At 69.0% G+C, this 21,977-nt stretch carries 23 protein-coding genes and 1 pseudogene; 5 read left to right on the top strand and 19 right to left on the bottom strand.

From position 1 onward, the window contains the following. The first annotated feature begins 172 nt into the window (after nucleotides 1-172). Nucleotides 173-565, top strand: coding sequence for an MmcQ/YjbR family DNA-binding protein (locus SACXIDRAFT_RS19805; RefSeq protein WP_050987046.1), 393 nt, complete (start codon nucleotides 173-175; stop codon nucleotides 563-565). Here the strand turns inward: SACXIDRAFT_RS19805 and SACXIDRAFT_RS19800 are convergent. The 9 genes and pseudogenes from SACXIDRAFT_RS19800 to pafA form a co-directional block, all read right to left on the bottom strand. Beyond that, a pseudogene (locus SACXIDRAFT_RS19800) lies at nucleotides 554-1,031 on the bottom strand (SRPBCC family protein). The gene SACXIDRAFT_RS19805 and the pseudogene SACXIDRAFT_RS19800 overlap by 12 nt on opposite strands. After that, nucleotides 1,028-1,402 (bottom strand): ArsR/SmtB family transcription factor, encoded by a 375-nt coding sequence (locus SACXIDRAFT_RS19795; protein WP_006240459.1) that lies wholly within the window; start codon nucleotides 1,400-1,402, stop codon nucleotides 1,028-1,030. The pseudogene SACXIDRAFT_RS19800 and the gene SACXIDRAFT_RS19795 overlap by 4 nt, the downstream one beginning before the upstream one ends. A 96-nt stretch (nucleotides 1,403-1,498) precedes the next feature. Continuing rightward, nucleotides 1,499-2,422, bottom strand: a complete 924-nt coding sequence (locus SACXIDRAFT_RS19790) for a diacylglycerol/lipid kinase family protein (RefSeq protein WP_040922290.1) — start codon at nucleotides 2,420-2,422, stop codon at nucleotides 1,499-1,501. A gap of 2 nt (nucleotides 2,423-2,424) precedes the next feature. Further along, the gene (gene tatC / locus SACXIDRAFT_RS19785) at nucleotides 2,425-3,372 is read right to left on the bottom strand and encodes a twin-arginine translocase subunit TatC (RefSeq protein ID WP_006240457.1); all 948 of its coding nucleotides are present in this window, start codon (nucleotides 3,370-3,372) and stop codon (nucleotides 2,425-2,427) included. A gap of 77 nt (nucleotides 3,373-3,449) precedes the next feature. Further along, nucleotides 3,450-3,878: a Sec-independent protein translocase subunit TatA gene (tatA, locus tag SACXIDRAFT_RS19780; protein ID WP_006240456.1), complete on the bottom strand. Its 429-nt coding sequence runs from the start codon at nucleotides 3,876-3,878 to the stop codon at nucleotides 3,450-3,452. A gap of 20 nt (nucleotides 3,879-3,898) precedes the next feature. Next, nucleotides 3,899-4,141: a bacteriophage holin gene (locus SACXIDRAFT_RS19775; protein ID WP_040922812.1), complete on the bottom strand. Its 243-nt coding sequence runs from the start codon at nucleotides 4,139-4,141 to the stop codon at nucleotides 3,899-3,901. A 4-nt stretch (nucleotides 4,142-4,145) separates the two neighbouring features. Next, on the bottom strand, nucleotides 4,146-5,126 hold the full coding sequence (locus tag SACXIDRAFT_RS19770; RefSeq protein ID WP_006240454.1) for a helix-turn-helix transcriptional regulator: 981 nt from the start codon (nucleotides 5,124-5,126) through the stop codon (nucleotides 4,146-4,148). Beyond that, nucleotides 5,123-6,106, bottom strand: a complete 984-nt coding sequence (locus SACXIDRAFT_RS19765) for a helix-turn-helix transcriptional regulator (protein ID WP_006240453.1) — start codon at nucleotides 6,104-6,106, stop codon at nucleotides 5,123-5,125. The genes SACXIDRAFT_RS19770 and SACXIDRAFT_RS19765 overlap by 4 nt, the downstream gene beginning before the upstream one ends. A gap of 72 nt (nucleotides 6,107-6,178) precedes the next feature. After that, nucleotides 6,179-7,537, bottom strand: a complete 1,359-nt coding sequence (pafA, locus tag SACXIDRAFT_RS19760; RefSeq protein WP_006240452.1) for a Pup--protein ligase — start codon at nucleotides 7,535-7,537, stop codon at nucleotides 6,179-6,181. Nucleotides 7,538-7,640: 103 nt separating this feature from the next. Here pafA and SACXIDRAFT_RS19755 point away from each other — a divergent pair, with 103 nt between their 5' ends. Continuing rightward, nucleotides 7,641-9,116: a bifunctional phosphatase PAP2/diacylglycerol kinase family protein gene (locus tag SACXIDRAFT_RS19755; RefSeq protein ID WP_232285341.1), complete on the top strand. Its 1,476-nt coding sequence runs from the start codon at nucleotides 7,641-7,643 to the stop codon at nucleotides 9,114-9,116. Nucleotides 9,117-9,176: 60 nt separating this feature from the next. Here SACXIDRAFT_RS19755 and SACXIDRAFT_RS19750 read toward each other — a convergent pair whose 3' ends face one another. The 8 genes from SACXIDRAFT_RS19750 to arc all read right to left on the bottom strand — a co-directional run bounded on the left by SACXIDRAFT_RS19750 (nucleotide 9,177) and on the right by arc (nucleotide 17,109). Then, on the bottom strand, nucleotides 9,177-10,067 hold the full coding sequence (locus tag SACXIDRAFT_RS19750; protein ID WP_006240450.1) for an MOSC domain-containing protein: 891 nt from the start codon (nucleotides 10,065-10,067) through the stop codon (nucleotides 9,177-9,179). 6 nt (nucleotides 10,068-10,073) lie between these two features. After that, nucleotides 10,074-10,883: a proteasome subunit alpha gene (gene prcA / locus SACXIDRAFT_RS19745; RefSeq protein WP_006240449.1), complete on the bottom strand. Its 810-nt coding sequence runs from the start codon at nucleotides 10,881-10,883 to the stop codon at nucleotides 10,074-10,076. 76 nt (nucleotides 10,884-10,959) lie between these two features. Beyond that, nucleotides 10,960-11,820: a proteasome subunit beta gene (prcB, locus tag SACXIDRAFT_RS19740; RefSeq protein WP_006240448.1), complete on the bottom strand. Its 861-nt coding sequence runs from the start codon at nucleotides 11,818-11,820 to the stop codon at nucleotides 10,960-10,962. A 96-nt stretch (nucleotides 11,821-11,916) separates the two neighbouring features. After that, nucleotides 11,917-12,108: a ubiquitin-like protein Pup gene (locus SACXIDRAFT_RS19735; protein WP_006240447.1), complete on the bottom strand. Its 192-nt coding sequence runs from the start codon at nucleotides 12,106-12,108 to the stop codon at nucleotides 11,917-11,919. Nucleotides 12,109-12,217: 109 nt separating this feature from the next. Then, nucleotides 12,218-13,720 carry a depupylase/deamidase Dop gene (gene dop, locus SACXIDRAFT_RS19730; RefSeq protein ID WP_006240446.1) on the bottom strand — a complete coding sequence of 501 codons (1,503 nt, stop codon included), beginning with the start codon at nucleotides 13,718-13,720 and terminating at the stop codon, nucleotides 12,218-12,220. 141 nt (nucleotides 13,721-13,861) lie between these two features. Beyond that, nucleotides 13,862-14,800, bottom strand: coding sequence for an aldo/keto reductase (locus SACXIDRAFT_RS19725; RefSeq protein ID WP_006240445.1), 939 nt, complete (start codon nucleotides 14,798-14,800; stop codon nucleotides 13,862-13,864). A gap of 26 nt (nucleotides 14,801-14,826) precedes the next feature. Next, entirely contained in the window at nucleotides 14,827-15,180 is a 354-nt protein-coding gene (locus tag SACXIDRAFT_RS19720) for a hypothetical protein (protein WP_006240444.1), read from the bottom strand. A 120-nt stretch (nucleotides 15,181-15,300) separates the two neighbouring features. Then, on the bottom strand, nucleotides 15,301-17,109 hold the full coding sequence (arc, locus tag SACXIDRAFT_RS19715; RefSeq protein WP_006240443.1) for a proteasome ATPase: 1,809 nt from the start codon (nucleotides 17,107-17,109) through the stop codon (nucleotides 15,301-15,303). Nucleotides 17,110-17,468: 359 nt separating this feature from the next. Here arc and SACXIDRAFT_RS19710 point away from each other — a divergent pair, with 359 nt between their 5' ends. The 3 genes from SACXIDRAFT_RS19710 (at nucleotide 17,469) to SACXIDRAFT_RS21855 (ending at nucleotide 19,792) form a co-directional block, all read left to right on the top strand. Further along, nucleotides 17,469-17,930: a hypothetical protein gene (locus SACXIDRAFT_RS19710; protein ID WP_157599689.1), complete on the top strand. Its 462-nt coding sequence runs from the start codon at nucleotides 17,469-17,471 to the stop codon at nucleotides 17,928-17,930. Nucleotides 17,931-18,051: 121 nt separating this feature from the next. Further along, nucleotides 18,052-18,780, top strand: a complete 729-nt coding sequence (locus SACXIDRAFT_RS21860; RefSeq protein WP_006240440.1) for a hypothetical protein — start codon at nucleotides 18,052-18,054, stop codon at nucleotides 18,778-18,780. A 385-nt stretch (nucleotides 18,781-19,165) separates the two neighbouring features. Then, the gene (locus SACXIDRAFT_RS21855; RefSeq protein WP_157599688.1) at nucleotides 19,166-19,792 is read left to right on the top strand and encodes a hypothetical protein; all 627 of its coding nucleotides are present in this window, start codon (nucleotides 19,166-19,168) and stop codon (nucleotides 19,790-19,792) included. A gap of 36 nt (nucleotides 19,793-19,828) precedes the next feature. Here SACXIDRAFT_RS21855 and SACXIDRAFT_RS19690 read toward each other — a convergent pair whose 3' ends face one another. Together SACXIDRAFT_RS19690 and SACXIDRAFT_RS19685 are read right to left on the bottom strand one after the other, a co-directional pair. After that, on the bottom strand, nucleotides 19,829-20,650 hold the full coding sequence (locus SACXIDRAFT_RS19690) for a tRNA (adenine-N1)-methyltransferase (protein ID WP_006240438.1): 822 nt from the start codon (nucleotides 20,648-20,650) through the stop codon (nucleotides 19,829-19,831). An 80-nt stretch (nucleotides 20,651-20,730) separates the two neighbouring features. After that, nucleotides 20,731-21,855 carry a site-2 protease family protein gene (locus tag SACXIDRAFT_RS19685; RefSeq protein WP_006240437.1) on the bottom strand — a complete coding sequence of 375 codons (1,125 nt, stop codon included), beginning with the start codon at nucleotides 21,853-21,855 and terminating at the stop codon, nucleotides 20,731-20,733. Nucleotides 21,856-21,977 lie beyond the last annotated feature (122 nt).

The following is a 21,977-nucleotide window of genomic DNA, read 5'->3' as shown; positions in this document are numbered from 1 at the left end:
TTTCACACCCGGCGGTGTGCTCGCACGGGGTGGTGCCGCGACGCACTGTGAGCCCGTCCGCGCCGCCGCCGGACCGCCTTGCGCTGCGGTTGTCCGGGCCCGGAATCGTCGGTGGTCGCGGCTAGGCTGCGGTGCCATGGACAGCAAGGACGACAAGGACCGCAAGGACGACATGGGTGGCGTGGATGTCATCGGACCGTGGAACATCGAGCGGTTGCGGTCGCTGTGCCTGTCGTTTCCTGGCACCGACGAGCGGTTCCCGTTCTCGCCCGAGGTGAGCGTGTTCTTCGTGGCCGACAAGATGTTCGCGCTGTCCGCTCTGGACGACCAGCCGCTCACGGTGAGTTTGAAGTGCGCACCGGAGCACGCGCTGTACCTGCGGGACACCTACCCCGCCATCACCGCCGGTTACCACTTGAACAAGCGGCACTGGAACACGATCGTCCTGGACGGTTCCGTCCCTGCGGATCTGGTCGTGGACCTCGTGCACGAGTCGTACGACCTCGTGGTGGCGGGGCTGCCGAAGTACGTCCGCGAGCGGCTGGCGCCGGGCTCAGGCGAGTAGCGCGTCGAGCTTGACGTAGCCCTCCACCACGCCGGTTTCCATCCCACTGGCCAGCATGGCGTCGCGGGTCTGGAGAGTGTCCACGAGCGACAGGATCGACACGCGGGTCCGCCCGCCGAGGTCGTCGAACGTACAGATGTCCAGGCTCACCGCGTCAGGTTCGGCCGTGTAGCCGAACGTCTGCACGAGGCGCTTCGGTGTGCGCACCTCGTGGAAGGAGCCGTAGAACTCCGCGACCTGTTCGCCGCCCTGCCATGCCGTGTAGTGGTAGTTGCCGCCGGTGCGGGCGTCCCACGTGTCGATGCGCATCTCGATGTTCTTCGGCCCCATCCAGCGCCGCGACCAGTTCCGGATCCGTCCACGCACGGAAGACCCTGTCGGGCGTGGCGTCGAACTCCCGCACGATCCGCACGGACGGCAGGTCGGGAACGGCTTCGATGAGGGTGTCTCGGGTCTGGGTCGTCATGATGCCTCCTGTTGGGCGTCCTGTCGGGCGCTGCCACCGGAATCACCGGTGGTGTCGATTTCGGCCAGCACGGCGTCGAGACGGCTGAACCGTTCCTCGGCGGCGAGCCGGTAACGCTCGATCCACGTGGTCATCAGGTCCAGCACCTCCGCTTCGAGGTGACACGGCCTGCGCTGCGCCTGCCGGCTTCGGCTGATCAGTCCCGCCTCCTCCAGCACCCGCAGGTGTTTGGACACCGCCTGCATGGACACGTCGTACGGCTCGGCCAGCTCCGCCACCGTGGCGTCGCCTCGGGCGAGCCGGGCCACGATGTCACGGCGGGTCGGGTCGGCGAGCGCGGCGAACATGCGGGACAACCGATCGTCTGCCACACCGATCTCCTGTACTCAACCATCTGGTTGACAATAACGATAGACCTCGCCACCACCGTAGTCAACCGCTCGGTTGAATACCCGGCTTCCGGCCGCCTACACCGTGCTTTCGCGGGTCACGCCGAGCACCGTCAGCGCCTCCGGCACACACGTCACGGTCGTCGGCAACGCGCTGATCGGGTCGCCGTCGGCGAACACCGGCCACTCCCCAGGCCCCTCGATCCGCACCCGCGAGGCGCGCAGCGTGTGCACGGAGGGATGGCGCACATGCGCGCCTGTCCGCAGCCTCGGCAGAATCCGGGCGAGCCGCAGCGGGCTCACCGGGCCGACGACCGTCACGTCGAACGCACCGTCGTCCCACACCGCCTCAGGGCAGATCGGGATCCCGCCGCCGTAGAACGCGGTGTTGCCCACCGCCACCAGCGTCGCCTGTGTCGTCAGGCGCTCCTTCTCCGTCTCCACCACCACGGGTCTCGGCCGCAACGACACCAGTTCCCGCACGAGCGCGAGGTCGTAGCGGTGTGGCCCGCGCGGCCACGGCATGCTGTTGGCGCGCGCGTTGACGGCGGCGTCGAATCCAGTGCAGAGCACCGTGCCGAACCAGTGCGGCACGGACGAATCACCGCCGTCAATCCTGCCGAGGTCCACACGGCGCCTGTGGTCGTGCCGCAACGCCGACACCAGAGAGGACAGCGCCGACACCGGGTCACGGGGAACGCCGAGCGCGCGGGCGAAGTCGTTGCCGGTGCCCGACGGGACCAGCCCGAGCGCCAGGTCGGTGCCCGCGCAGCACTGGACGGCCTGGTGCGCCGCGCCGTCACCACCGAGGACGACGAGCGCGTCGAGACCGGAGTCGCGGCACTCGGCAACCCTGCGCCTGAACCGCTCCGGCGAGTCCGCCGTGATCAGGTCGAGTCGATCGACCACGGTGCGCAGACGTGCCGCGACCGTGCCTGCCATGCGCGCCGCCGCGCCCTGACCGGAGTCGGGATGAACGGCGAGCGCCACCCGCATCGCCATGCTCAGGTGACATCCTCGGCGCGGGACTTACCGCCGGTGGCGCCGGGTTCGTCGTCGATCGTGCTCGGCGTGTAGTGGAACGGAGCAGGCTCGTCGTCCGCGAGCTGATCCCAGTTCTCCTCGCCCCGGCGGCGAGCCTTGCGCTTGTCGTGGATGCGGGTGATCTGGAACGACAGCTCCAGCAACACCGTCAGCGCGCCGGCGAGCGCGATCATGGAGAACGGGTCCGCAGGCGTCACAAAGGCCGCGAAGACGAACGCGATGAAGATCAGGCCCCTTCGCCACTTGCTGAGCTGGGCGTAGCTGACCACACCGACGCGGTTCAGCATGATCACCAGCAGCGGGACCTCGAAGCTCACCCCGAAGATCAGCAACAGCGACAGCACGAACGAGACGTACTTGTCACCGGTGAACCAGGTGTCGAACGCGCCGCCGCCGAAGTTCACCAGGATCTCAAGGGCGAACGGCACCATGGCGTACGCGAGCACGGCACCGGCGGCGAACAGCACGCTCGCGAACCCGACGAAGACGAGCGCGTACTTGCGTTCCTTCGAGTACAGTCCAGGAGCGATGAACGCCCAGAGCTGGTAGAGCCACACTGGGGCGAACAGCACAGCACCGGCCGTCAGGCCCACCTTCAGCTGGATCATGAAGGCTTCGAACGGCACGGTCTGCAACAGCCGGCACGGCCCCTCCCTCGGGAACCGCTGCTCAGGAGGGATCGCGCAGTACGGCCCTTTGACGATGTCCCCGAGCGACGGGATGGGTCCGACGCTGTTGGTGAACCAGAGAAACCCGAGAGCCCCGCCCGCCACCAGCGCGATCAATGCGAAACCCAGACGGCGGCGGAACTCGTAGATGTGCTCGATCAGCGTCATCGTGCCGTCGGGATTGTGCCGACGGCTGCGCTTACGCCGCTTACTGGTGCGGTCGTTCGAGGAATCCGCCACGAACCGTGTCCGTTTCCATCCCGTGTTGACGAATCAGGCAGCGTTGGCGGCGCCGCGAAGCGCCGTCCGAGAGGGGTTCAGCCCGCGTTGTTCTGCGCCCGCTGGGCGGCCTGCTGCCGCTTCAACTCGTCGAGCTGCCGCTGAAGCTGCTCGACCTGGTCGTCGGTGCCTGCCGCGTTCGCCTGTGGCGGGGTTGCCGGGGCTGCCGGGGGCGGGGTGACCGAGGCTGCGGGAGCGGGCGGGGTGGCCGGAGCCTGCGGCACGGGCGGAGTCGTGGCCGACTGCGGCAACTGGCGGGTGTCGGGCTCGGTCACCGGAGCCGCCTGCGCGGCGGTGGCCGCGGGGTCGGAGCTCTGGCCCGACTCACGCAGGTCCTTGGTCTCGGCCTTGAACACCTTCATCGACTTGCCGATCGACCTGGCCGCGTCGGGCAGGCGCTTGGCGCCGAACAGCAGAACCACGACAAGAACCAGAATGATCAAATGCCACGGCTGCAACGCATTCATCGCCTGGCCTCCTTACTCGTTCACGGTCGATCGTACTGTGCTGCCGCGGTGTCGCGCCGGTGGCGGCGACGCTGGCGGACCGCGACACGAACGGCCGCGGACCGCGCCCGCAGCAACCCGACCCGATCACCAGTGCGAGCCGACACCATGCTCGCGCTCGCGCGGTAGACGCGCAAGAGCCGGAACACGCGGACCACGACAGGTCCGGCACCGGCGACCGCGGCCACGACGAGAGCGGCACTCACCATGTACAGCACGGGCATCACCCTAATCAGCCGAGGTTGCGTCGAGGTGACGAGCACGTGCCAGCGCCTCGGCGGCTCGCAGGCGAACAGCCTCCGCGACACTGGCCGGCCGCTCGACCTTCACCTCTCCCCGCTGACGCAGCACCAGGCGCACGAGCCACGACTCGTCGGCGTAGCGCATCCGCACCCGCAACCTGCCTCCGTCGAGTTCCGCCAGCTCCTCGCACTGGTAGTACTCGGCGACCCACCGCGCGTCCGGTTCGAGAACGAGTTCGGCCTCCGGATACTCGGGCCGCTGCGGAAAGACGCCCTCGGACAGGTCCTTCGGGGTCGCCGCGTCGGGCGGGGACGCCTGCTCCTCCAGCACGGTCAGCTCGTCGATGCGGTCGAGCCGGAACAGGCGGACGGACTCGGCCTTGCGGCACCACGCCTCCAGGTAACTGATGCCCTGCACGATCAGCAGCCGCATCGGGTCAACGGTGCGTTCGGTGATCGTGTCCTTCGACGCGCTGTAGTATCGCAACCACAGTGCGCGGCCACGCTGCAACGCCTGCCGCAGTGTCTCGCGAGTCGCCGCCGTGGTGGCCGCCTCCCGGATACCGCTGCCCACCACCACGCCGGAAGGCCGGGCGTCGCCCGATGCGGCCTCGATCTTGGCGATGGCTCTGTGCACGCTGTCGGCATCGACAACGCCCGGCGTCTCGGCCAGCGCCCGCAAGGCGATCAGCAGTGCACTGGCCTCAGCGCCCGTCAGGCGAAGCGGGCGGCGCATGCCCGCGTCGTAGGTCACCGACACGGTGTCGCCGTCGAAGGAGAGGTCGATGAGGTCACCGGGGCCGTACCCCGGAAGGCCGCACATCCAGAGCAGTTCGAGATCCTTGCGCAACTGCCTCGGAGTGACGTCGAAATCGCGGGCCGCCTCGTCGATCCGGATGCCCGGCCTCGCCAGCAGATACGGCACGAGCGCGAGGAGCCTCGGCAGCCGATCACCCGATCCGCTCACCGCCGCACCTCCTGCACCACGCGCTCCCACCGGTCGGCCACCGCCTTGGCCAGCACATCCGGCTCCAGCACCAGCGCGTCAGGACCGTGGCCCGCGATCCAGTCGGCGGCGCTCTCCGGCGCCCAGAGGTCCAGTTCCACCACGTCACCATCGACATCGGCGACCGCCCGGCGGCCCACCACGGTGGCATGCCTGCGGATACCGGCGGCGCGGCCCTCCGCGAGCCACAACCGCGCCCGCATCACCGGCTGGGGGTCCCGTTCACCACCGCCGACTCCCGCGACGAACTCCAGCAGGTTGACGTCCTGGGGCCGCGTCACGGCGCCGGGGCGGCCCAGCGCGCGCACCGGCCCGGTGATCCGGGAAAGGCGGAAACACCGCGGCGCGTCGCGGTCCCTGTCATGGCCGACGAGATACCAGCGGGCCCGCCACGACACCACACCCCACGGCTCCACCGTGCGAGGACGCCGCTCCGGCGACGACGATCGCCGGTAGTCGAAACGCACCACCCGTCCCGCCTGCACGGCCGACAGCAGCGGCGCGAACGCGGGCTCGGCGTGCACCCTCGGCTCGACGGGCGTGGCCGCATGCTCGTCCACCTCGACCCCGGCTGCGCGCAACTTCACCAGCGCGCCCTGTGCCTGGCCGGTCAGCTCCGGCGAGTCCCACAGCCGCACGGCCAGCGCGACGGCAGCGGCCTCGTCGGGCGCCAGTTCGACGTCACCGAGCTCGTAGTCACGGCGGGCGATCCGATATCCCTCCACGGGGTCGAACGCCGAGTTGCGCCCGGTTTCGAGTGGGATGCCCAGATCGCGCAGCTCCGCCTTGTCGCGCTCGAACATGCGCGAGAACGCCTCGTCGCTCGTGGCATCGATGTAGCCGGGCACGATGCCGCGAATCCGCTCGGACGTCAGGTACTGCCGAGTCGATAACAGAGCGAGCACCAGGTTCACCAGGCGCTCGGCACGGGCGGTGGACACCCTCGTAACCCTAGCGCCCGCCCGGCGCGCCCCGCGCAGGCCAGGCCCCTCACGCCCGGCAAGCGCGCCGGTTCAGAGCGAGCTGATCAACCGTTCGACCCGCTCGTCCACGGAGCGGAACGGGTCCTTGCACAACACTGTCCGCTGAGCCTGGTCGTTCAACTTCAGATGCACCCAGTCAACGGTGAAGTCACGCCCCGCCTGCTGCGCCGCGGCGATGAAGTCACCCCGCAGCTTCGCGCGGGTGGTCTGAGGCGGGGTGTCCTTGGCGAGTTCGATCTCGCCGTCATCGGTGATGCGCCGCACCAAACCCTTGCGCTGCAACAGATCGAACACGCCTCGGCCGCGACGGATGTCGTGGTAGGCGAGGTCGAGCTGCGCGACCCTCGGATCGGACAGCACCAGGTTGTGCTTGCTGCGGTAGCGCTCGACGAGCCGATGCTTGATCGCCCAGTCGATCTCGGTGTCGATATCAGAGAAGTCCTGCTGTTCCACGGCGTCCAGCGCCCTGCCCCACAGATCGATCACCTGACGTGACGCGGGCGACCCTCCTCCCGCTTCCACGTGCTGCACGGCCCTGGCGTAGTACTCACGCTGGATCTCCAGCGCCGAGGCCTCCCTGCCTCCTGCCAGCCGCACCTGCCGTCGTCCCGTCAGATCGTGGCTGATCTCCCTGATCGCCCTGATCGGGTTGTCCAGCGTGAAGTCCCTGAACTGGATGCCCTCCTCGATCATCTCCAGCACGAGGTTGACCGAGCCGACCTTCAGCAGCGTCGTCGGCTCCGCCATGTTCGAGTCCCCGACGATCACGTGCAGCCTGCGGTAGCGTTCCGCGTCGGCGTGCGGCTCGTCGCGCGTGTTGATGATCGGCCGGGAGCGCGTCGTCGCGCTCGACACGCCCTCCCAGATGTGCTCGGCTCGCTGCGAAAGGCAGTACACCGCGCCACGCGGCGTCTGCAGCACCTTCCCCGCCCCGCAGATGAGCTGCCGGGTCACGAGGAACGGCAGGAGGACATCCGCCACCCGCGAGAACTCACCCGCGCGGGTCACGAGGTAATTCTCGTGGCAGCCGTAGGAATTGCCTGCCGAGTCGGTGTTGTTCTTGAAGAGGAAGATGTCGCCGCCGATGCCCTCGTCCGCGAGGCGGCGCTCGGCATCGACGAGCAGATCCTCCAGAATCCGCTCGCCCGCCTTGTCGTGTGTCACCAGCTGTGTCAGGTCGTCACACTCGGCGGTGGCGTACTCGGGGTGCGACCCCACGTCGAGATACAGGCGGGAGCCGTTGGACAGGAACACGTTCGAGGACCGGCCCCAGGACACGACCCTCCGGAACAGGTAGCGCGCCACTTCGTCGGGAGACAACCTTCGCTGCCCGTGGAAGGTGCAGGTGACCCCGAACTCGGTTTCGATCCCAAAGATCCGCCGCTGCATCCTTCAAGAGTAGGCGCTTTCGGCCACGGTACGGTGAACGAAAGACTTTCAGAACCGAGGTGGCCTAATCATCGACGTCGTCATCACCCACCTGGCGCGCAGGATGCACCGGGTGAGCGCAGCCGACCGCCTCGTCATGCGATACAGCGCAGCCCTGCCCCACACCCCCGCGGACTCGGCACTGACCCGGCTCACGCGGTCCGCGGACAAGGGACGTCTGTGGTGGGCCATCGCCGCGGGGCTCGCCACCCGCAAGGGCCCGACGCGACGCGCGGCGCTGCGAGGCCTGATCGCGCTGGCTGGCGCGAGCGCCACCGCCAACCTCGTCGGCAAACCACTTCTGCCGCGCAGGCGGCCCGCTGCCGAGGTCGTTCCCGAGGTCCGGCGGCTGCACAAGCGCCCAACGTCCTCGTCGTTCCCTTCCGGCCATGCGGCCTCCGCCGCCGCGTTCGTCACGGCTGCCGCTCTCGAATCACCTCGTCTCGGCGCCGTGCTGGCCCCGCTGGGCGCCGCCGTGGCCTATTCCCGGATCCACACCGGAGTGCACTGGCCGAGTGACATCGGGGCGGGGGCCGCGCTCGGCGTGGTCGTCGCATTGGCCACCCGTCACTGGTGGCCGCTGCACACCGACGCCCGCGCGCACACGGCGCATCCTGCCGACGCCCCTGCTCTTCGGGAGGGCGCGCACATCCTCACGGTGGTCAACCCCAACTCCGGCAACCCGGCCGACGATCCGACCGCCGAGATCCAGGCACTGTGGCCACACACCGTCATCGTCCACCCCGAGCCAGGTGCCGATCTGCGCGCCCAGATCACCGGCGAGCTCCGGCGGCGCCCGGGAAACGTCAAGGCCCTCGGGGTCGCCGGAGGTGACGGCACCGCCGCTGCCGTGGCCTCGGTCGCGGCGGACACCGGACTCCCGCTCGCACTCATTCCCGCGGGAACCCTCAACCACTTCGCCCGAGACCTCGGATTGCGCTATCTCGCCGACACGGACGCGGCCACCCGCGCAGGCGAGGCCGTGGGCATCGACCTCGGCGAGGTGGAGATCGAGAACGACGAGGGCACCGCCCGCCGCTGGTTCGTCAACACGGCGAGCCTCGGGGGCTACCCGGAAATGGTGCGGATGCGCGAAACCATCCAACGGCGGCATCCGAAGTGGCCGTCAGCGGTCATCGCCATGGTCCGCACCCTCCGCAGCGCCCGGCCGCTGCGCGTGCGGTTGAACGGCGAGTACCTGCTGGTGTGGCTGCTCTTCGTCGGCAACGGCACCTACGCCCCGAAAGGCGTCATCCCCTCACGAAGGCCCGCCCTCGACACCGGCCTGCTCGACGTCCGCTACCTCAGGGCCGACCGGCCGTACTCTCGCGTGCGGTTCCTGCTCGCCGTTCTGACGAACACGCTGGAGACCAGCCACGTCTACAAGCAGTGCGACCTGCCCGAACTTGATGTCGCCATCCTCGACGGCAATCGCCGCATCGCCACCGACGGCGAAGTGGGGCCGCTGGGACGCAGGTTCCGCTTCCGCTCGCGCCCGAGTGCTCTCTCGGTGTACCGACCGGGAAGGCAGCTCCCCTAGCCCAGCAGGGCCGGTTCGCCGTCGCCTCACCAAGCCCCCGTCGTTGTCCATGGCGGGGGCTCACTCGCCGGAAGGGGCGCCGTCCTCGGCCCAGCGGGTCACACGCACCTCGTCGCCGACAGAGATTTTACCGGCGCGCGTCACCGAGAACTTGGCCCCGAAGATGACACCGCCCGCGATCCGCCGGTAGTCCGCCAGCGTGCGCAGCGGCTCGGGGCCCTTGCGCTCGCCCGTGGCCTGATCGACCGTGGTCACGGCACACCGGATGGCTACATTGGTGAACCCGAGCTCGGCCTGACCGACCTCGAACCGCCTCATGTCGTCCTCGACATGCGGCCCGTGCCAGCCATCGATGACGATGTTGGGCCGGAACCGGTTCACCGGCACCGGCGTGGCACCCCGCGCCTCCAGCCTGGAGTTCAGCTCCGCCAGGCTCTGAAGCGACACGGCCAGAACCGCGCTGCTGTCGGCGAATCCCGACGTGCCAGGCGTTTCCCCGCCTGTGAGGCGGTCGTGATCCGGTGGGACCCGCACCAACCGGCACGGACGGCTCAGGACCGTACTCAGCCAGCCTGCGACCTCGTCGCCCTGATCGAGACCGGAGAAGGACAACCCGTGCAGCCGCACGGCCATCGGCACGCCCGTCTCGCCCGAGGGGTCAACAGCGAGAGAGAACGGCTCGATCCCGGGAGCCGCCAATGTCAGGCGCGGGATGTCCTCCACCTCGGTCGCAGCACCGACGTCGCCGAGATCGGCCATCGCGCCGATGATGGCCGGCCGCACCAGCGCCAGCCGTGGATCCTTGCGCTGGCTGAGGAACCCGCCGTCGGAGTCCACGACCATGAACGTGCGGTCGTGGCCCAGCCCGGCATCCGACAGAAGACCCTCGGTGATCTCGACCCCGGCGCACCCCTTGACCGGGTAGTGGACCAGGGCCGCGATTCTCGCCACCGGCGCTCAGCTCGTCGCGTCGCCGCTGGGCGACGAATCAGCCGGACCGGGTTGCTCGGACGCTTCCGCCGCACCGGACGCGGAGTCGCCGTCCTGGCCCGAGCCCGGCATCAGAGCCTCCAGCGCGGTGCCGGTGATGCGGCGGAACTTCCGCCCGGGGCGTTCGCGGTCGAGCACCGCGACCTCCAGCTTGCCCGGTTCGAGGTCGCCGCCGCCCCCGGAACCACCCGACGCCGACGAGCCCGCCGGAGCTCGCAGCGCCTCCACCGCGACAGCCAGCGCGGCGTTGAGTTCCATGCCGTCGGAGAAGGTGTCCTTGAGCTTGGCGTTGATGGCGTCGGTCTGCCCGCCCATGACCACGTACTTCGGCTCGTCCATCACGATCGAACCGTCGTAGGTCAGGCGGTACAGCTCATCCTCCTCCGAGTTCGCGCCGACCTGGGCCACACAGATCTCCACCTCGAACGGCTTCAGCTGCTCCGTGAAGATCGTGCTCAAGGTTTGGGCGTACACGTTGGCCAGCGCCCGCGCGCTCACGTCCCTCCGGTCGTACATGTACCCCTGGAGATCGACGTGCCGGATGCCGCCACGGCGTAGGCTCTCGAACTCGCTGTAGCGGCCGACCGCGGCGAACCCGATGCGGTCGTAGATCTCCGACACCTTGTGCAACGTCGGCGACGGGTTCTCGGCCACGAACAGCACGCCGCCCCGGTACTTGAGCACGACGACACTGCGTCCCCGCGCGATGCCCTTACGAGCGAGCTCCGAACGCTCGCGCATCAACTGCTCTGGTGAGGCGTACAGCGGCATCGTCACTGGCGTTGGCTCCGCTCTGCTCTATCGATGACAGGACTACTCTGTTCCAAGCTTTCCCGGCTTCCGCACCGGCGGTTCAGCCGAGCCTTCCCGGGCGTTCCGACCGCTCACGGACCACCGCTTGCGCGATGGCTGCCGTCTCCGACTCCGGAAGCGACACCGCGCCGTGCTCGGCGGTGATCGTGACCACGGTCGGATAGATGTGGCGGACGAGGTCGGGCCCGCCCGTGGCCGTGTCGTCGTCGGCCGCGTCGTACAGCGCCTCCACCGCGGCCCGCACCGCGCTCTCCGCGTCGGCCTCGGGGTCGTAGAGCTTCTTCAGCGACGACTTCGCGTACACCGAGCCGGAGCCGATGGCGTGGTAACCCGCCCTCTCCTCATAGCGCCCGCCCGTGACGTCGAACGACACGATCCGCCCCGCCCGCTTCGGGTCGCCCGCGTCGATGTCGTAGCCGACGAACAGCGGCAGCACCGCGAGCCCCGCCATGGCGGCGTCCAGGTGACCCTTCACCATGGTGGCGAGCTTGTTGGTCTTACCGTCCAGCGACAGCGAGACGCCCTCGATCTTCTCGTAGTGCGCGAGTTCCACCGTGTAGAGCCGCACGAGGTCGAGCGCGATACCCGCGGTGCCCGCGATGCCGACCGCGGAGTAGGCGTCGGTGACGTACACCTTCTCCAGGTCGCGGCTGGCGATCGTGTTACCCGCGGTGGCCCTGCGGTCACCCGCGATCAGTACCCCGCCGTTGAACGTCGAGGCGACGATCGTGGTGCCATGTGGTGGTTCGAACCGGCTGTTGCCCACCGGGACTCCCTCCACGCGCGTGCGCGGCAGCAACTCGGGCGCCTGCACCTTGAGGAAATCGATGAACGACGACGTCGTGGACGACAGGTAGGCAGCGGGCAGGGTGAAGCCCGCGTTGTGCGGCGTGTGTTCCATGCGTGCTCGTGGTTCCCCTCGACGAGGATGAACAGGACAACGGTGCTCATCGACCGCTTCTGCGATCAACAAGCCTAGAAGACGGCCGCGCCTTCGCTACTGGCCGCCCTTCTGCACGTACGCGCGCACGAAGTCCTCCGCGTTCTCCTCGAGCACGTCGTCGATCTCGTCGAGGATCGTGTCCACGTCCTCGCCGAGCTTCTCCCTGCGCTCCTGACCTGCGGGGGCGGCCTCGACGTCGTCGTCGGAGTCGCCGCCGCCGTGCTTCTCGATGCGTTCCTGAGCCATGTTCGCCTCCCGGTCGGGCCGCTTGTCCCTAGCCTACCCAGAGTCGCCGACATCCGGAGCCTTCGTCACCGGCGTGGCCGAGCCGTTGATGATCTTTTCCCGAACCAGATTATCCGGCCGTGGTGAGGGCCTCCACGAGTTGCTCGGCCGTCTCCGCCTCGTCGAGCAGCTGCCCCACATGCGCCTTCGTGCCCCGCAACGGCTCCAGCGTCGGGATCCGCACGAGCGACTCCCTGCCGACGTCGAAGATCACCGAATCCCAGGATGCCGCCGCGATCGACGCGGCGTACTTCTCCAGCGTTCTGCCCCTGAAGTAAGCGCGAGTGTCCGAGGGCGGCGTCGTCATGGCCGCCCTGACCTCTTCCTCGCTGACGAGCCGCTTCATCGACCCCCGCGTGACGAGCCGGTTGTAGAGCCCCTTGTCGAGGCGCACGTCCGAGTACTGGAGATCGACCATGTGCAGGCGCGGCGCGGCCCAGCCAAGCGAGTCACGTTCCCGGTACGCCTCCAGAAGGCGCAGCTTGGCGGGCCAGTCGAGGCGGTCGGCGCACTCCTGTGGGTCGCGGGCCAGCGCGTCGAGGATCTCGCCCCAGACACGCAGCACCTCCTTGGACTGCTCGTCGGCGCCTGTGCGCTCCAGGTGCTCAGACACCGCCTCGTGGTAGGCGAACTGGAGGTCGAGGCCCGTGTACTTGCGCCCGTTCGCCAGCTCCACAGTGGTCTTGAGGGTGGGGTCGTGGCTGATCTCGTGTACGGCGCGTACCGGTTCGTCGAGTTTCAGCTCGTCGAACCGCGCCCCGTGCTCGATCATGTCGATCACGAGTGCGGTGGTGCCCAGCTTGAGGAACGTGGCGTACTCGGCCAGGTTCGCATCGCCGATGATGACGTGCAGTCTGCGGTACTTGTCCGCGTCGGCGTGCGGCTCGTCGCGGGTGTTGATGATGCCGCGCTTGAGCGTGGTCTCAAGCCCGACCTCCACCTCGATGTAGTCGGCCCGCTGCGAGAGCTGGAAGCCTGGCTGCTCCCCCTGCGGGCCGATCCCGACGCGGCCGGAGCCGGTAAACACCTGCCGCGACACGAAGAACGGCGTCAGTCCCGCGATCACCGACGTGAACGGGGTCGAGCGCGCCATCAGATAGTTCTCATGTGTTCCGTAGCTGGCGCCCTTGCCGTCCACGTTGTTCTTGTACAGCTGCAACGGCGGCTGGCCCGGCACCGTGGCCGCACGCCGTGCCGCCTCCTCCATCACGCGCTCGCCCGCCTTGTCCCAGATGACGGCGTCCCTGGCGTTCGTCACCTCGGGAGCGGAGTACTCCGGGTGGGCGTGATCGACGTAGAGCCGGGCCCCGTTGGTGAGGATGACGTTCGCGGCACCGAGATCCTCCACGTCGGGGTCGGGTGCCTGCTGGCCGGGACCGGCCAGATCGAACCCTCTCGCGTCACGCAACGGCGACTCGACCTCGTAGTCCCATCGGGCGCGCCTGGCTCGCGGAATGTCCGCTGCCGCAGCGTAGGCCAACACCACCTGGGTGGACGTCAGTACCGGGTTCGCGGTCGCATCGCCCGGCACCGCGATCCCGTACTCAACCTCGGTTCCCATGATCCGGCGCATACCCCAAGCCTACGGTGCACGGGCCGGAAATCCCTGCCGAAGAAGGACACAGGACGGATAACACCGTTTCCTTCCACCTGGGCAGCGACAACGGGACAGCGATGTGCCCGACAATGATCGAGTGATTGAGTGATTCGGTGATCACTGCCAGGCGAGTTCGGACCGCTCGGCCCAGTACCGCTCCGGGGAACGTGCCAGCGCGGCGAGTGCCTCCTCGTCCCTCACCTCAAGGTGGAGCGCAGCGCCCGCGAGGTTCGACCACAACTGTTCGGGGCTGGCGGGCCCCAGCAGCACCACGTCGGCCCACGGCCGGGCGTACACGGCGGCCAGTGCCACCGCGTCGCTGCCGACGTCGTGCCGCAGGGCCAGCTCAGCCAGCTCCGGCGGCGGGTCCACCACGAGCCTGCCGTTCGCCAGCGTCTCCTTGACCTGGACCAGCGCGCCTTCCTCGTGCGCCTCACGCAACGCGGGCTCCGCCGACTGCTCCAGCAGGTTCCAGGTCGATTGCACGGCGGTGAACACGGGCGATCCGTGGACGCGCAACTCGAATGCGCGCCGCACCGTGTCGGCCTGCCCGGGCCCCGAGGTGGAGAAACCCACTCGCACGCCCGAGTCGGCCAGCGCCGCCAGCTCCTCCAGCAGTGCGTCATCACCGAACAACGGGCTGTCCACCGTCAGCGAATGCACCTGGTACAGCGACACGGCATCGCCGAGCAGCGACCTGGTCTGCTCCCACTGCTCCCGGAACCGGGGAAGGGAATGCTCCTTCACCTCGTGCACGTCGGCGTCGAGCCGCCAGTCGCCGACGTAGGCGTAGCCCCACTTGCTCGACACGACGACGTCGGCGGGGCGCCGGTCGGCGAGCCAGGCCGCGAGGAACTCCTCCGCGCGACCGTACGACCGCGCGGCGTCCACTCGCCTGATGCCCGCCGCATACACCGCGTCGAGCACGGCGAACGTGCGTTCGCGCAGAGCCGTCACGTCCCGCTCTGCCGGAAGAGCCTCGGTCCTGCCGAGGTTGATGTAGGCGGGTCTGCCGATCGCCGCGAGCCCCACGGCCGTGCGCGCCACGGTGTTCATGCGGGTCACGGTAACGGCAACAGCCGTCAGCCGCCCCCCATGCGGCGGCGCATCAATTCGAGGAACTGCTCGGACGACAGCACCTCCCTGTGCAGCTTCTCCAGCCGCGCGGCAGGCGCGCGAACGTAACCCTTGCCGAACACGGGCGCGATCTGGCGCAGGCTCGCGCCTGCCTCCCGCGCGGCGAGCAGAGCCCAGTCGGAGGCGTTGGCGCATGCCGTTGACGCCTGCCGCAGCTGCCCGAGCAGATCGATCAGCGCAGGCGCGTCGAGTTCACCCGCGCGTGCGGCCTCCGCCGTCTGCTCCAACCACGCGAGGACGTCGGCGGTGGTGATGGGGGCTCTCGGCGGCGGCGATGGTGCAACTGACTCGTCGTCCATGGCCTCAGCGTATAGGACGTTATACGAGATGTTCCAGTCCTTGCGCTTCCCCCTCGACGACAGGGGAAGGGCTCCCGCGAAACGGCCTTGCGACCGCCCGCGGGAGCCCCGGCACCCGGCTCAGAGGTATTGGCCTGTGTTGGTGGCCGTGTCGATGACCCGGCCCGATTCCTGGTTCTTGCCCGTGACCAGCGTGCGGATGTAGACGATGCGCTCGCCCTTCTTGCCCGAGATCCGCGCCCAGTCGTCCGGGTTGGTGGTGTTGGGCAGGTCCTCGTTCTCGGCGAACTCGTCCACGATGGCGTCGAGCAGATGCTGCACCCGCAAGCCCGGCTGCTTGGTCTCCAGCACCGACTTGATCGCCGACTTCTTCGCCCTGTCCACGATGTTCTGGATCATCGCGCCGGAGTTGAAGTCGCGGAAGTACAGCACTTCCTTGTCCCCGTTGGCGTAGGTCACCTCAAGGAACCTGTTCTCGTCGGTCTCCTCGTACATGCGCTCGACCGTGTGCTGGATCATCGCGTCGATCGTGGCCTGCCGGTCGTCGCCGAACTCCCGCAGGTCGTCGGCGTGGATCGGCAGGTCGGGCGTCAGGTACTTGGAGAAGATGTCCTTTGCTCCCTCCGCGTCGGGCCGCTCGATCTTGATCTTGACGTCGAGCCGTCCCGGCCGCAGGATCGCCGGGTCGATCATGTCCTCGCGGTTGGACGCGCCGATGACGATGACGTTCTCCAGCCCCTCGACACCGTCGATCTCCGACAGCAGCTGCGGCACGATCGTGGTCTCCACGTCGGACGACACACCACTGCCACGGGTGCGGAAGATCGACTCCATCTCGTCGAAGAACACGATGACGGGCGTGCCGTCCGACGCCTTCTCCCTCGCCCTCTGGAAGATCATCCTGATGTGCCGCTCCGTCTCACCGACAAACTTGTTGAGCAGCTCAGGACCCTTGATGTTGAGGAAGTAGGACTTCGCGTCCGCCGCTCCCCTCGCCGCGGCGACCTGCTTGGCCAGCGAGTTGGCCACCGCCTTGGCGATCAAGGTCTTCCCGCATCCCGGAGGACCGTAGAGCAACACGCCCTTCGGCGGGCGCAGCTGGTACTGCGTGTAGAGGTCGGCGTGGAGAAACGGCAACTCGACCGCGTCCCTGATCTGCTCGATCTGCCTGAAGAGACCACCGATGTCCTCGTACCGGACGTCGGGCACCTCCTCGAGCACGAGATCCTCGACCTCGGCCTTGGGAACCCGCTCGTAGGCGTAGCCTGCCTTGCTATCGACGAGGATCGAATCGCCCGGCTTCAGCGTCTGCTCGGCGAGCGGATCGGCCAGCCACACGACACGCTCCTCGTCCGCGTGCCCCACCACCAGCGCGCGGGCACTGCCGCCTTCGGTGTCGGAAGCCAGCATCTCCCGCAGCGTGCACACCTCGCCCGTGCTCTCGAAGCCACCGCCCTCCACGACGGTCAGCGCCTCGTTGAGCCGGACACTCTGCCCGCGCCGCAGGGACTCCACGTCCACGGCAGGCGACACGGCCACCCGCATCTTGCGACCCGAGGTGTACACATCGACGGTGTTGTCCTCGTAGGCGGCGACGAACACGCCGTAGCCACTCGGAGGTTGCGCGAGTCGATCGACCTCCTCCCGCAGCGCCAACAGCTGGCTCCGCGCCTCGCGCAGAGTCTCGACCAGCTTGTTGTTGCGTTCGGTCAGCTGGCTCACGCGCTCGGTCGCCTCGGCCAACCGCTGCTCGAGCACCCGGTTCTGCCGAGGCGAGTCGGTGAGCTTCCGGCGAAGCAGCGCCACCTCCTCCTCGAGAAAGCGGATCTGACGCGCCTGCTCGCTCGACGGGATGTCCGTGCCTCCGGCTCCGCCCATCTCTGAAGAGTCGGCCTCGTCGTGCCGACCTCCGGGAAGGTCGTGTTGCATTTCGGCACCTCCTCGGAATGCATTTCTTTCCACGGTACCGGCGATCACCGACATGGAAAGCCCTATCCGTGTCACGGAATCGGCGCGTCGTCCGGTTGCGGCGGAGTACCCGCTGACATTCGGTGCGACTCCGCGAGGCCGGGCTCATCCGCATGTCACAGTGGGACGCCCGGCTGGTGACACACCGTTCTCGTGGCAGTAGGCCGACCGGGAACCCAGCACCCGGAGGTGTACAAGTAGCGTTCAGCCCTTCCTTAGGATCTTCGGCGATCCGCCGGAACGACCCGGCGGCGCGATCAGGAAGGGCTGCCGTGACCGCTCCCCCACCCCACGACCCATCGCAGCACGAGGGCCGGCAGGTGCCCCAGGCATCTCAGGGCGCTCAGGGGCTGCCGCCCGCGTCCCCGGCAGGCGACCCTCAGTTCACAGGGCCGCCAGCCCCCGCGCCAACCAAGGGAAAGAAGACCGGGCTCATCGCGGCCATCGCGGCCGTGCTCGTCGCGGGTGCGGGCACCGCGGCGTTCTTGCTGTTCGGCGGTGAGAGCGACGAGGACAAGGTCAACGCCCTCGCCGAGCAGATGGCCACCGCGATCAACGAGAGAGACACCGAACTGGCCTCCTCCATCTCGTGCGACGGCGCGCCGGGCGCCAGCTCCGACGACGTGCCGGACGGCGTGGAGGCAAGCCCCGGCGCGGTGACCGTCACCGGGGACAGCGGAACGGTCGGGCTCAAGATCAGCTGGCTCGGAAAGAACATGGAGCTGGCCTTCGAGGCCGAGAAGCGCGGCGACGACTGGTGCGTCGGCGACCCGGTGGAATGACGCCGCAGCCGGGTGCGGGAGATTCCCGTGCCCGGCTCGGGTACCCCCTGCGGTGGCCGCCTTCGCGCCACCACTACCGTCGCGTGATCATCAACGCCTCCCAGCTGGGAAAGGACGATCCGTGACGAATCCGCCCGAACCCGGACAGTTCGACCCATGGAACCGGCAGACACAGTCCGGATTTCCTCAGGCAGGCGGTGCCCCCCGCGACCCCCGCGCCGAGGAGACGACCCGGCAACTGCCCGCGATCGGCTCCGAGCCGCCACACGAGAACTCGGCGTCCCCGAGGAAGCGGACCGGCCTCGTCGTCGGTATCACGCTCGGCGCGCTCGCCGTCGCGGGCGGTGGCCTCGCGCTCGCGCTGACCGGCGGAGACGACGAACCCCCACCGGCATCGGCGCTGTCGGCTCCGCCGACGACCTCGTCGAGCGTCTCCGCCCCGTCGTCCTCGTCGGCTCCGCCCTCCTCCTCGGCGTCCTCGGAGGCTCCCCCGTCCTCGACCTCCCCTCCGGTTTCGTCGCAGGCCGAACCCGGAGGCGTCGGAACATCCGGCGACACGGGTGGTGAGGAGAGTGCGGACTCCGGCCTTGCGGATCTCCAGGACGTCGCCGACGAGCTGATCGACGGGTTGAACGCGCAGGACGCGGATGCGCTGCGCGCACTGATGTGCTCACCGAACTCGGAGCCGTTCCCCGAACTCCCGGATGAACTCGTCTGGAGCCTCGCGGGCGAGGTGACCGTCAACGGTGAGCAGGGCACCGTCCCGGTTCAGGCGAGCTACCAGGGGACGACGGAGTCGCTCACCTTCGACGCGAGCAACACCGGTGACGGCTGGTGCCTGAGCGCCTGACCACCGCTCCACCTCGCTGAACCCCGGCTGCGAGCACCGGAGCGCGAAGGGACCCGGCAGTGGTCCGGAAACCGGCACCCTGGTCGCGGCCGGAGTGCCCGTTGACAGTCGTGCGACGCCGCGAGCCCTCCCACGCCACAGGGAACTCCTGGCACGGGAAGTCTCAGGAAACGCCCCTCGGTCTCATCGCTGTGCCCCTACGATCTTGGCGTTCCCGATGGAAACGTCCGCGCGGCCTCGACGGGTCGCGGACCACAGGTGTAACCGAGCGAGGGATTCAGTGACCTACCCACAACAACCGGGGCGGCAAGGCCAACCCGGACCCCACGGCTGGCAGCAACCACCGCCGCAACCCGGCATGTGGGGGCAACCGAACCAGCCGGGCATGCCCCCTTCCACACCGATGTCCCAGCAGCAGCCTCCCGGTGCCTATCCGGTCGGCCAGCCGCCCGGCCACTTCGGTGGTCCGGGCGGTGCGCCACCGGGGCCACCGAAGAAGAAGACGGGCCTCGTCGTGGGCATCTCGATCGCCGTCGTCGCCGTGATCGGCGGCGTGGTGGCCCTGATCGTCTTGCTGTCCGGCGACGACGAACCCCCGCTGGCCGGGCGCAAGCCGCAGGCCCCGCCGACCGGCGGGCAAGCCGCATCCAGTGCACCCGGCCTTCCGGGACAGTCCGGGTCCTCCGCACCGGACCTTCCTCCTGCCGATCCGGGAAGCGGTGCGGCGGCTGACGACGTCGCCGCGGTGCAGAAACTGGCCGATGATCTTCTGGCCGCCGCCAACAGCCGCGACAACGCCGCGCTCCGCGCTCTTATCTGCTCCGGAAAAGCCGGGGACGCCAGCTTCGACGAGGTCCCCGACGGCGTCGTATTCGAGCAGAGCGGCGAGGTTGTGATCAGCGGTGACACCGCCGTCATCCGTATCACGGCGTCAAACGCGGAGCAGAGCGATGAAGGCGCGCTCGCGGCGAGCAAGCAAGGCGGCCAGTGGTGTCTCTCCGGTCCGGGCTGACCACGGACCCCCTCACCCGGCGCGGGTGCGCCCTGCCTAGCCCCGGCTCGGCCTTCGCTGCGGCCGGGGCGGGGTGACTCCTTCGGCGAGCCGCCGGGCGGTGACGAGGAAGGCCGTGTGACCGATCATGCGGTGTTCGGGGCGCACGGCGAGGCCGACGACGTGCCACGGCCGTACCAGGCTCTCCCACGCCTGCGGCTCGGTCCAGCACTTCTGCTCACGCAACGCCTCCACGAACGTCGAGAGCTGCGTCACCGTGGCCACGTAGCCCACGAGCACCCCGCCGGGAACGAGCGCAGCCGACACGGTGGGCAGGACCTCCCACGGCGTGAGCATGTCGAGCACGACGCGATCGACCTCGCCGGTGTGTGTCGCGAGGTCCGCCACATGCAACGTCCAGTTCTCCGGCCGTTCGCCGAAGAACTTCTCCACGTTGCGCACGGCGTGCTCGGCGTGGTCGTCCCGCACCTCGTACGACGTGACACTGCCCTCCGGCCCGACGGCCCTCAGCAGCGAACAGGTCAGCGCGCCCGACCCCGCACCGGCCTCCAGCACACGAGCGCCGGGGAAGACGTCGCCCCACATCACGATCTGCGCGGCGTCCTTGGGGTAGATGACCTGCGCGCCTCGCGGCATCGAGAGCACGTAGTCGGGCAGCAACGGCCTCAACGCGAGGTACGAGGTGCCCTGCGTCGAGGTGACCACGGACCCCTCGGGCTCGCCGATCAGCGCGTCGTGCGACACCGCGCCCCTGTGCGTGTGGTACTCCTGCCCCTCGGCAAGAACGATCGTGTAGTGCCGTCCCTTCGGATCGGTCAACTGCACCCGGTCACCCGCGCGAAACGGCCCTGCTGACACCGCACCTCCAGTCCACACTCGCCCGCGCCACGCGGGACGAGAACCGCAGGCGATGGTCGCAGACCCGCAAAAGCTCGCGTTCACCCGGTCCGAAACGGCCCTGTGGAATCCCCTCGGAGCCGGCCGGGAGCCGCCAGCGCGCTGTGCACGTCGTCCCTGCGCAGCACGCCCTTCGGGTTGCCTTCACCGTCCACGACGAGGAACTGCCAGGTCGGGACCTCATCGACGTGCTCGGCGATCTCGTCCGGCGAGTCCGAGGTCAGCAGCACGGTCTCCGCACTGATGGGCTGCGCGGCCAGCTCGGCAGGCGAGTGCGGTGCGTTCAGCGCCAGCCGCTCGGCGGCCTCCGCGTCGAGCAGCCCTGCCGCGATGCCGTCCGCGCGGACGAGCACGACACCACGACCGGCCGAGGCCGCCAGCGCCGCGGACACCGGGCTCTCGGCAGGCAGTTGCAGGACGGGCCGCATCAGGTCCGAAAGCGACAACCCTTCGGGCCACGGCCGCCGGGTGTCCGACGAGAACTCCGAGGTGGCGCCCATCGCCACGAACCACGCCGTCACAAGACCGACACCGAGCCGGAGCCAGCGGTCGTCGCTGCCCTGCGCCATACCCCACAGAGCCCAGCCCAGCACGCCGACCGCTACCAGCGCGCCCCCGGCGACAGCCACCCGCGTGCCCGTGGACCGGCCTCCGTGGACGGCCCAGATCCCCGCCCGCAGCAACCGTCCCCCGTCGAGCGGCAGCCCGGGAAGGAGGTTGAACACCCCGACGGCGGCGTTGGCCACGGCGCACTGCGCCACCAGCAGCCAGACCGCCCCGTCCTCGGGCACCGCGAGCAGCAGCAGCCAGCACACGAGAGCCAGCACGAGTGACACTAGCGGCCCCGCGACCGCGATCAGGGCATCCTGGCCGGGACGGCGCGGCGAACGCGCGACCTCGGACAAACCGCCGAGCAGGAAGAGGCGAACCCGCCGCACGGGGACGCCGAGACGCAGCGCCACAACGCAGTGTCCGAGTTCGTGCGCGAGAACCGACATCCCGAGCAGCACGGCGAACGCTCCGGCCAGCACGGCCGACAGGGCGATGTCCGCCCCAGGCAGCAACCGTGAGACCAGCGGTGTGTACAACACGACGACGAGCAGCGAGCCGATCCACCACGATGGCGCGAGCAGCACGGGGACGGTGCCGACGCGGAAGAGCAGCATGCCGCCGTCCTCGGAGTGGATGCTCCGGGACCGGTGGCCACCGTGTTCGCTGTACTCGCCCGTCGCGCGCACCCGTAGAGGGTAGAACGTGCCGTGTCAGGAGGCCGTTACCCGCGGCGTGT

The organism is Saccharomonospora xinjiangensis XJ-54 (genome assembly GCF_000258175.1).
Classification (GTDB): Bacteria; Actinomycetota; Actinomycetes; order Mycobacteriales; family Pseudonocardiaceae; genus Saccharomonospora; species Saccharomonospora xinjiangensis.
The sequence above is the reverse complement of the archived record's forward strand: the minus strand, read 5'-3'. Positions and strand labels throughout refer to the sequence as shown.